The organism is Aeromicrobium alkaliterrae, assembly GCF_039529015.1.
GTDB lineage: Bacteria > Actinomycetota > Actinomycetes > Propionibacteriales > Nocardioidaceae > Aeromicrobium > Aeromicrobium alkaliterrae.
In genome coordinates, this window is sequence record NZ_BAAAME010000002.1 from 844,129 (window position 1) to 853,122 (window position 8,994).

9 protein-coding genes are annotated in these 8,994 nt (G+C 71.8%); 3 read left to right on the top strand and 6 right to left on the bottom strand.

Annotated features, from left to right (window positions below; all coding sequences use genetic code 11):
* Positions 1–35 precede the first annotated feature (35 nt).
* The 6 genes from dapB to ABD127_RS05345 all read right to left on the bottom strand — a co-directional run bounded on the left by dapB (position 36) and on the right by ABD127_RS05345 (position 6,363).
* Positions 36–779 carry a 4-hydroxy-tetrahydrodipicolinate reductase gene (dapB, locus tag ABD127_RS05320; RefSeq protein ID WP_344198486.1) on the bottom strand — a complete coding sequence of 248 codons (744 nt, stop codon included), beginning with the start codon at positions 777–779 and terminating at the stop codon, positions 36–38.
* Between the two features lie 68 nt (positions 780–847).
* Positions 848–1,117 carry a hypothetical protein gene (locus ABD127_RS05325; RefSeq protein WP_344198488.1) on the bottom strand — a complete coding sequence of 90 codons (270 nt, stop codon included), beginning with the start codon at positions 1,115–1,117 and terminating at the stop codon, positions 848–850.
* Positions 1,118–1,154: 37 nt separating this feature from the next.
* The gene (kynU, locus tag ABD127_RS05330) at positions 1,155–2,363 is read right to left on the bottom strand and encodes a kynureninase (protein ID WP_344198490.1); all 1,209 of its coding nucleotides are present in this window, start codon (positions 2,361–2,363) and stop codon (positions 1,155–1,157) included.
* 84 nt (positions 2,364–2,447) lie between these two features.
* A complete protein-coding gene (locus tag ABD127_RS05335) occupies positions 2,448–4,700 on the bottom strand; it encodes a polyribonucleotide nucleotidyltransferase (RefSeq protein WP_344198492.1) in 2,253 nt (750 codons plus the stop codon).
* 308 nt (positions 4,701–5,008) lie between these two features.
* Positions 5,009–5,299 carry a 30S ribosomal protein S15 gene (gene rpsO, locus ABD127_RS05340; RefSeq protein WP_344198494.1) on the bottom strand — a complete coding sequence of 97 codons (291 nt, stop codon included), beginning with the start codon at positions 5,297–5,299 and terminating at the stop codon, positions 5,009–5,011.
* 125 nt (positions 5,300–5,424) lie between these two features.
* Positions 5,425–6,363 carry a bifunctional riboflavin kinase/FAD synthetase gene (locus ABD127_RS05345; RefSeq protein WP_344198496.1) on the bottom strand — a complete coding sequence of 313 codons (939 nt, stop codon included), beginning with the start codon at positions 6,361–6,363 and terminating at the stop codon, positions 5,425–5,427.
* A gap of 141 nt (positions 6,364–6,504) precedes the next feature.
* On the opposite strand from ABD127_RS05345, the gene ABD127_RS05350 reads away from it, so the two are divergent.
* Genes ABD127_RS05350 through ABD127_RS05360 form a run of 3 tightly spaced genes read left to right on the top strand, consistent with a single transcriptional unit; the run spans position 6,505 to position 8,880 of the window.
* A complete protein-coding gene (locus tag ABD127_RS05350; protein ID WP_344198498.1) occupies positions 6,505–6,783 on the top strand; it encodes a hypothetical protein in 279 nt (92 codons plus the stop codon).
* Entirely contained in the window at positions 6,773–8,221 is a 1,449-nt protein-coding gene (locus tag ABD127_RS05355; protein WP_344198500.1) for a sensor histidine kinase, read from the top strand. Before ABD127_RS05350 ends, ABD127_RS05355 begins: the two co-directional genes overlap by 11 nt.
* A gap of 5 nt (positions 8,222–8,226) precedes the next feature.
* Complete coding sequence (locus tag ABD127_RS05360; protein ID WP_344198502.1) at positions 8,227–8,880, top strand: response regulator transcription factor; 654 nt, start codon at positions 8,227–8,229, stop codon at positions 8,878–8,880.
* The last annotated feature ends 114 nt before the right edge of the window (positions 8,881–8,994 follow it).

Here is an 8,994-nt window from a genome sequence, read left to right on the forward strand (position 1 = left end):
AACTGCGCACATCTGGTGGAGCACGGGCGGGCGGGCTAGAGGTCGAGGGCGACGTCGAGGCCGACGGTCACGCCCGGGTGCTCGGAGACCCAGCGTAGCGCCGTGAGCACGCCGGGCATGAAGGACTCGCGGGTCGAGGAGTCGTGGCGCAGGCTCAGGATCTCGCCGGTGTCGCCGAGGACGACCTCCTGCGAGGCGATGAACCCGCGCGCCCGCACGGCGTGCACCGGGACACCGGCGACCTTCGCGCCGCGGGCACCGTCGGGATCGTCCGTGGTGGCGTCCGGGAGCGGTGCGGAGCCGGCGGCCTCGCGGGCGGCGGCGATCAGCTCAGCCGTGCGGGTGGCCGTGCCGGAAGGCGCGTCGACCTTGTCGGGGTGGTGCATCTCGATGACCTCGACCGACTCGAAGAACGGCGCCGCGACCTCGGCGAACTTCATCATCAGGACCGCGCCGATCGAGAAGTTGGGCACCACGAGGACGCCGATGCCGGGGTGCTCCGCACCGAGCTCGCGCACCGACGCGACGCGGGCGTCGTCGAAGCCGGAGGTGCCGACGACCGCGTGGATCCCGTGCTCGACGCACCAGCGCACGTGGTCCAGCGCGACGTCCGGCGTCGAGAACACCAGGGCCACGTGGGCTCCGGCCTCGGTGATCGCCGCGAGGTCGTCGCCGACGTCGATGCGCGCCACGACCTCCAGGTCGGCGCTGTCCTCGATCGCCTGCACCGAGGTCGACCCCATCCGTCCGTTCGCGCCGATCACGGCCACTCGCGTCATGACCCCGAGCCTAGTGACCCGAATTCTCGAATCACTCCTCGGCCACGGTGGGCAGCCGTGAAACCAGTTCACCTCTTGGGTGCGTCGACCCCGAGGTCATCATCCGGATCGAACATCGCTCGAATCTCGGCGTCTGCTTCGTCGGTAAATGCCCGCTCCCAGCCTGGCCCGGCAAGGTCGGGAATGCACCCGAACACGAATGGTCGATCGTCGCAACTTCGTGCGGGAACCCAAGCATCGCCCCGCTCCACGATGACGACGGCATCTCCAGCGTCCAGTGCCGCCTGAATCCGTGAAACTAGATCCGGCGTCTGCCCCGAATTGAAGGAGAGCGCCATGCATGCACGATAGAACGAGATTCGCCGACCTGGTCCATCACTCCCCCAGCACCTCCGCGAGGATCTCGAGGCCCGTCAGCAGCTCGGCGAAGCTGGTCGTGAGCGGGGCGAGGCCGAGGCGGAGGAGGTCGGGCTCCCGGAAGTCCGGGACGACGCCCCGCGCCGTCAGCCGCTCGGTGACGCCACGCGCGTCGGGCAGGCGCACCGTCACGTGGCTCCCCCGGCGCGCCGGGTCTCGCGGGGTCACGACCTCGAGCCGCAGCGCGTCGAGCACCTCGATCGCGAACGCCGTCAGCTGCTCCGACTTCTCGCGCGCCTCCTCGATCCCCGCCTCGGCGGCGAGGGCCGCACCCTCCTGCACGGCCAGCAGCCCGGCGACCTGCGGCGTGCCGGTGAGCATCCGCCGAGCGTCGCTGGCGGGCCGGTACTCGTCGGCCATCGCGAACAGGTCGTCCGCGCTCCACCAGCCGGGGAGCGGCTGGTCGAGGCTCGGCAGGTGGCGCGCGGCCGCGTAGAGGAACGCCGGCGCGCCCGGACCGCCGTTGAGGTACTTGTACGTGCAGCCGACCGCGAGGTCGACGCCTGCGGCGTCCAGCCCGGTCGGGACGACGCCGACCGAGTGGCAGAGGTCCCAGACCACCACGGCGCCCGCGGCGTGCACCCGCGCCGTGACCTCCTCGAGGTCCAGGAGGGAGCCCGTGCGGTAGTCGACGTGGCTCAGCAGCACGACCGCGGTGCGGTCGTCGAGCGCCGCGGTGACGTCGTCGGCGTTCAGCCCAGACGGGTCCGACGGGCTCATCTCGACGAGCTCGAGGCCGCGGTCCACGGCCACCCGGCGCGCCAGGTAGCGGTCGGTCGGGAAGTCCGCGGCGTTCACCAGCAGCCGGCTCCGGCCGGGGGCGAGACCGACCGCGGCGTGCAGGGCCTTCGCGAGGCACACCGAGGTCGAGTCGGCCACCACGGTCTGGCCGGGCCCGGCGCCCACGAGCGCACCGACGGCGTCGCCGACCTCGACCGGGAGGTCGACCCAGCCCTCGGACCAGCCACGGATCAGCCGCCCACCCCACTCCTCGCGCACGAACCGCGCCAGCCGCTCCTGCGTGCGCCGCGGCAGGCGCCCGAGCGAGTTGCCGTCGAGGTACGCCACGACGTCGGGATCGAGCACGAACTCGTCGCGCCAGGGCGCCAGCGGGTCGGCGGCGTCGAGCGCGGCAGCACGCTCACGGAAGAGGTCCAGGGGGCTCATGGTCGGCCGATCGTCCCACACCGGACGCACCGGACCCCGGCTCCCACGAGGGGGGAACCGGGGTCCGGTGAGCAGGATGACCGATCAGGCGTCGGCCGACTCCTCCGAAGGCGCGTCCGAGGCGGGGGCGGCGTCGGCCCACGGCTCGTCGTCGGACTCGGACTTGTCGACGACCGGGATCAGCGACAGCTTGCCGCGGTCGCCGATCTCGGCGATCTCGACCTGGATCTTCTGGCCGACGCTGACGACGTCCTCGACGTTGTTCACGCGCTGGCCGCCGTTGAGGTCACGGAGCTTGCTGATGTGCAGCAGTCCGTCCTTGCCCGGGAGCAGCGAGATGAACGCACCGAAGTCGACCGTCTTGACGACGGTGCCGAGGTAGCGCTCGCCGACCTCGGGCATCGTCGGGTTGGCGATCGAGTTGATCGCCGACCGCGCGGCCTCGGCGGCGTCGCCGTTGTCGGCACCCACGAAGACCGTGCCGTCGTCGTCGATCGAGATCTTCGCGCCGGTGTCGTCCTGGATCTGGTTGATCATCTTGCCCTTGGGCCCGATGACCTCGCCGATCTTGTCGACCGGGATCTTGATCGTGATGATCCGCGGCGCGTACGGGCTCATCTCGTCCGGCTCGTCGATGGCCTCGGCCATGACGTCCAGGATCGCGAAGCGCGCCTCACGGGCCTGCGTCAGCGCGCCGGCCAGGACCTCGGCGGGGATGCCGTCGAGCTTGGTGTCGAGCTGCAGGGCCGTGACGAACTGACGCGTGCCGGCGACCTTGAAGTCCATGTCGCCGAAGGCGTCCTCGGCTCCCAGGATGTCGGTCAGCGTGACGTACTCGGTCTTGCCGTCGACCTCACCGGAGATGAGGCCCATCGCGATGCCCGCGACGGGGGCGCGCAGCGGCACACCGGCGTTGAGCAGGCCCAGCGTCGAGGCGCAGACCGAGCCCATCGAGGTGGAGCCGTTCGAGCTGAGCGCCTCGGAGACCTGACGGATCGCGTACGGGAACTCCTCGCGCGACGGCAGCACCGGCAGCAGCGCGCGGCCGGCGAGGGCGCCGTGACCGATCTCGCGACGCTTGGGCGAGCCCACGCGACCGGTCTCACCGGTCGAGAACGGCGGGAAGTTGTAGTTGTGCATGTAGCGACGCTTGGTCTCGGGGCTCAGCGTGTCGAGCTTCTGCTCGAGGTCGAGCATGTTCAGCGTCGTGACGCCCAGGATCTGGGTCTCGCCACGCTGGAACAGCGCCGAGCCGTGGACGCGCGGGATGACGCCGACCTCGGCCGAGAGCTCACGGATGTCGGCGAGGCCACGGCCGTCGATGCGGACCTTGTCGCGCAGGACGCGCTCGCGGATGACCGACTTCAGGACCGAGCGGACGGCCGCACCGATCTCCTTCTCGCGACCCTCGAACTGCGCACCGAGCTGCTCGAGCACGTCGGCCTTGATCTCGGCCTCGCGCTCCTCGCGGTCGGCCTTGAACGCGATCTGGGCGGCCTCGGCCAGCGGGGCCTTGGCGACGGCCTCGACGGCGGCGAAGACGTCGTCCTCGTAGTCGAGGAAGACCGGGAAGTCGCGCACCGGCTTGGCGGCGGTGGACGCGAGCTGCGCCTGCGCCTCGCAGAGCTGCTTGATGACGGCCTTGGCGGCGTCGAGGCCCTGGGCCACGATCTCCTCGGTCGGGGCCTGGACGCCCGACTGGACGAGCTCCCAGGTGACCTCGGTGGACTCGGCCTCGACCATCATGATCGCGACGTCGTCGCCCGCGATGCGGCCCGCGACGACCATGTCGAACACGGCCTCCTCGAGCTGGCTGTGCGTCGGGAACGCGACCCACTGGCCGTCGACCAGGGCGACGCGCGTGGCACCGACCGGGCCGGTGAACGGCAGGCCGGAGATCTGCGTGGACGCCGAGGCGGCGTTGATCGCGAGCACGTCGTACGGCGTGTCGGGGTTGAGCGCCAGGACCGTGATGACGACCTGGACCTCGTTGCGCAGGCCCTTCTTGAAGGTCGGGCGCAGCGGGCGGTCGATCAGGCGACACGTGAGGATCGCGTCCTCGGACGGGCGACCCTCGCGGCGGAAGAACGAGCCCGGGATGCGACCCGCGGCGTACATCCGCTCCTCGACGTCGATCGTCAGGGGGAAGAAGTCGAAGTGGTCCTTGGGGTGCTTGCCGGCCGTGGTGGCCGACAGCAGCATGGTGTCGTCGTCGAGGAACGCCGACACGGCGCCGGCGGCCTGCTGGGCCAGCTGGCCCGTCTCGAAGCGGACCGTGCGGGTGCCGAAGCGACCGTTGTCGATCACGGTCTCGACAGTGTGGATGGAATCCGTCATGGATGTCCCTTCCGTGGGCAGAGCCCACTGGTGGGGACGAGGCCCAGGCGGGCGCCGTCGACGCGCAGTGCGCGTGCGGAGCGGCCGGGATGGCCTTCCCCCGTCTTGGGGAATTCCGGTCTTCGATCGAGGCCCGCGGAGCTGCATGGTCGTGACGACCGGCTCCGAGAGCCACTACCGAGGACCGAACGGCTGGCCTGTTCCTCGTCCGTGGATGTGCGAGATTCAGTTGTGGTGGTGCGGGCGGTGCCCAGCACCGATGATGCACCGCGGGCGGCCGTCCCGGTGGGACGACCGCCCGTGGCGTGTCAGCGGCGCAGGCCGAGGCGCTCGATGAGGCCGCGGTAGCGCTCGATGTCGGTGTTCTGCACGTAGTTGAGCAGACGGCGACGCTGTCCGACGAGCAGCAGGAGACCACGACGGCTGTGGTGGTCGTGCTTGTGCTCCTGCAGGTGGCCGGTCAGGTGCGAGATGCGCTGCGTGAGCAGGGCGATCTGGACCTCAGGAGAGCCGGTGTCGCCTTCGTGGGTCGCGTACTGCTCGATGATCTCCGAGCGGGACAGGTCGGCCACGGTGGGCGCAGCAGTCTTCTTCGACATTCGTGTTCTCCTGGGGGTCGTAGCGCGGCGCACCCGGGCATGTTCATCGGGGCACTGGAATCCGCGGCCGGTACACGGCGTCTCTCAGACTATCAGCGCGAGGTGTGGCGGGTCGAATCCGCCCGTCAGGACAGGATCTGGCGCGCGCGGTCGACGTCGGCGGCCATCTGCACGACGAGGGAGTCGAGGGAGTCGAACGCCTCCATCCCGCGCAGCCGGTCGACGAACTCGACCCGGATCCGGTGGCCGTACAGGTCCAGGCCCGTGCGGTCGATGACGAACGACTCGACGCGTCGGTCGACGCCCTCGAACGTGGGGTTGTCGCCCACCGAGACGGCTGCGGGCCAACGCTCCCCCGCGGCGCCCAGGTCGAGGACCCAGGCGGCGTACACGCCGTCGCTCGGCGTCGCGAGGCCCGCCGGGACGGGGACGTTCGCCGTCGGGTAACCCAGCTCGCGGCCCCGGTGGTCGCCGTGGACCACGGTGCCGGTGACCTCGGCCGGCCGGCCGAGCACGGCGGCTGCGCCCGCCACGTCGCCCTCGCCGACCAGGCGGCGCACGAGGCTCGAGGAGTACTCCTCCGACCCGCCGGCGAGCTCGACCGACTCGACCGCGAAGCCGTGGCCCGACCCGAAGTCGGCCAGGCACGCGACGTCGCCGGCGGCCTTGCTCCCGTAGGTGAAGTTCTCGCCGACCACGACGTGCGCGGCCTGCAGGTCGTCGACGAGGACCCGCTGGGCGAAGTCGTCGGGCGACCAGGCCGCCATCGCGCGGTCGAAGGCGAGGACGCGGACGGCGTCGGCGCCGCCAGCCAGCAGCAGCTCGACGCGGCGCTCGACGTCGGTCAGCAGTCGGGGCGCGCGGTCGGGGGCGAACACCGACACGGGGTGCGGGTCGAAGGTCACCGCGACGACCGGCTCACCCGAGGCGTCCGCGACCGAGCGGGCCTGGGCGAGCAGGCTCTGGTGGCCCAGGTGCACGCCGTCGAAGGTGCCGATCGTGACGACGGTCGACGCGGTCGACGGAGCCGCCCCCGCGCCCTTCACGTCCCGCCAGATCGCCACGGCAGAACTGTGCCACACCGCCCTGTCCGCGAGCGGCTGAGGCGGGGCTCACGGCCGGCGCACTCGCGCGCACGAGCAGCATGAGAGGACTCTCATGCAACGCTCACGCAGGTCCACGTCACCGTGCGGCACAGTGGTGGCGTGACGTCCAGGCCCCGGCTCTCCGCAGCGCTGCTCGTGGCGGTGGCCGTGGTGCTCGCCGTGCTGGCCTACCGTGCGGTCCTGGCTCCCCCGGGCGACCTCGCCGTCGAGCCCGTCCAGGTCCCACCCGCGGCGACGACCCCACCCGCACCAGACCCGGCACCGGCTCCGGCACCCGCCCCACAGCCGGTCGCACCCGTCCCCCAGCCCGTCGCGGGCGACGACGATGACGACGACGGGGGCTCCGACGACGATGACGGGGACGACGATGACGACTGAGCCGTCGCGCGCAGCCTGGTCGCCGTGGCGACGGGCCACGGTGCGCACGCGCATCACCGCCGGGGTCGCGGCGCTGACGATCGTCGGGCTCGTGCTGGTGAGCCTGGCGCTCTACGTCGTGGAGTCACGCCGCATCGACCGCACCGTCGAGCGCTCGCTCCTGCAGGAGCTCGAGGAGTTCGGCGGGTTCGCCCAGCGGGCCCCGGCCGCCAGCATCACCGGACCGGACGCCGTCGTGCTCGCGTTCCTGGAGCGGAACGCCCCCGACGCCCGCGAGTCGCTGTGGGCCTTCCCGGGCGCGGGCACCCCGCAGTTCACGGGCGACGCCGACCTCGAGCTCCAGGGTTCGGACACGTTCGAGGACGCCGTCGAGGACCTGCGGGGCACGGGCGGTGCCCGCACGATCGACGTCGCCGGCACGGAGTACCGCCTCGTGGTGCAGCCCGTGACCGACGGGACCGTGACGGCCGCGTTCGTCGTGGTGCAGGACGTCTCCGCTGCGCGGGCCGAGCTGCGCTCCCTGCTCACGACCTACGCGATCGTCGCCCTGGTCGTCCTGGTCGCCGTGACGGCCGTCGCGGCCAGCCTCGCCGGTCGCCTGCTGCGCCCTCTGACCGACCTGCGCGAGACGGCCCAGTCGATCACCGGCTCGTCGGTCGCGGCCCAGGACCTGCGGACCCGTCTGGAGGTCGTCGGGCACGACGACGTCGCCGAGCTCCAGCGGACGTTCAACGCCATGCTCGACCGGGTGGAGGAGGCATTCGCCGCGCAGCGCCGGCTCCTGGACGACGCGGCCCACGAGCTCCGCACGCCGTTGACCGTCATCCGGGGCCACCTCGACGTCCTCGACCCGGACGATCTCGACGACGTCGCCGCCACTCGTGCCCTCGTGACCGACGAGGTCGACCGGATGTCCCGCCTCGTCGGCGACCTGCTCATGCTGGCCCGGTCGGTCCGCCCGGACTTCGTGAGGCGCTCCCCGATCGACGTCGCGGCGCTGACCGCCGGGGTGCTCGACCGGGCCCGAGGTCTCGGCAACCGTGACTGGCGACTCGACGGCACCGCGGACGTCACGGTCGAGCTCGACGCGCAGCGCCTCACCCAGGCCCTGCTGCAGCTCGCCGACAACGCGGTCCGCCACACCGGCGTCGACGACGTCGTCGCGATCGGCTCGGCCGTCACCGGCGACCGGCTCGAGCTGTGGGTCCGCGACACCGGCACCGGGATCGATCCCGCGGTGGCGGACACCCTGTTCGAGCGGTTCGCCCGCGCCGAGGACGACGACGCGGGATTCGGCCTGGGACTCTCGATCGTGCACGCGATCGCCGTGGCCCACGGTGGCACCGTGCGGGTCGACCGCGTGGACGTCGGCGCCCGACTGACCCTCGTGCTGCCGCTGACGGTGCAGTCCCGGCCGCTGGGGGTTCTGGCAGAGTGAGCGGCGTGCGCATCCTGATCGTCGAGGACGAGGATCGGATCTCCTCCTTCGTGGCCAAGGGGCTCAAGGCCAACGGCTTCACCCCCACGGTCGTGCGCGACGGCGTCACCGGCCTGGACTACGCCGTCAGCGGGGAGTTCGACCTCGTGGTGCTCGACATCGGGCTGCCCGGCATGGACGGTTTCGCGGTGCTCGACCGACTGACCGCCGAGCGTCCCGACCTGCCGGTCATCGTCCTGACGGCTCGCGACTCCGTCCAGGACACCGTCGCGGCCCTCGAGGGTGGTGCGGCGGACTACATGGCCAAGCCGTTCCGCTTCGACGAGCTGCTCGCCCGTGTGCGCCTGCGGCTGCGCCGCACGAGTGCGGCCGAGAGCGACGTGATCGAGGTGGGCGACGTGGGACTGGACCTGCGGCGTCGCGTCGCCACGGTCGCCGGTCGCGACGTCGAGCTCTCGGCACGGGAGCTGTCGCTCGCCGAGGTCCTGATGCGGCACCGCGGCCAGGTCCTGTCCCGCGAGCAGCTGCTCTCGCACGTCTGGGGCTACGACTTCGACCCCGGATCGAACGTCGTCGACGTGTACGTCGGGTACCTGCGCAAGAAGCTCGGAGCCGACCTGGTGCGCACGGTGCGCGGCATCGGCTACCGCATCGACTGAGCCGCCCCTCCCCCTGGGCGGTAGCTGAGCCACCTTTGCCGCCTCCACCCGGTGGGCGGTAGGTCAGCCACCGATGACGCGTGCTCACAGGTGGCTGACCTACCGCCCCGGGGG